This window comes from Pseudoalteromonas sp. S558 (genome assembly GCF_005886635.1).
Classification (GTDB): Bacteria; Pseudomonadota; Gammaproteobacteria; order Enterobacterales; family Alteromonadaceae; genus Pseudoalteromonas; species Pseudoalteromonas aliena.
In genome coordinates, this window is record NZ_PNDU01000707.1 from 1 (window position 1) to 259 (window position 259).

The following is a 259-nucleotide window of genomic DNA, read 5'->3' on the forward strand; positions in this document are numbered from 1 at the left end:
TAAACAAAAAAATAAATAATGTCTGCAATTTATAACGCGTGTGAGGATAAAATATTCAGCTAACGGGTAAGTTAGCCTTTAAAGATTATAATAGTGATAGTGCGTTTAAAATCACTTATATTAATTGTGATTACGAGCTCCGGATACGGAATTTCTAAATTAGCGCTATTAATAGCTTTATAAACTCCGCCATTAATAGCGAGTGTAGTTTCAATAATTTTAGGATTTGGCACCCAATAGCTATAACTAATCGTCACGC

General features: G+C 32.0%; 1 pseudogene. It reads right to left on the reverse strand.

The window, feature by feature from the left end:
• Positions 1-71 precede the first annotated feature (71 nt).
• Positions 72-259: pseudogene (locus CWB66_RS22560) on the reverse strand (hypothetical protein); the annotation flags it as partial.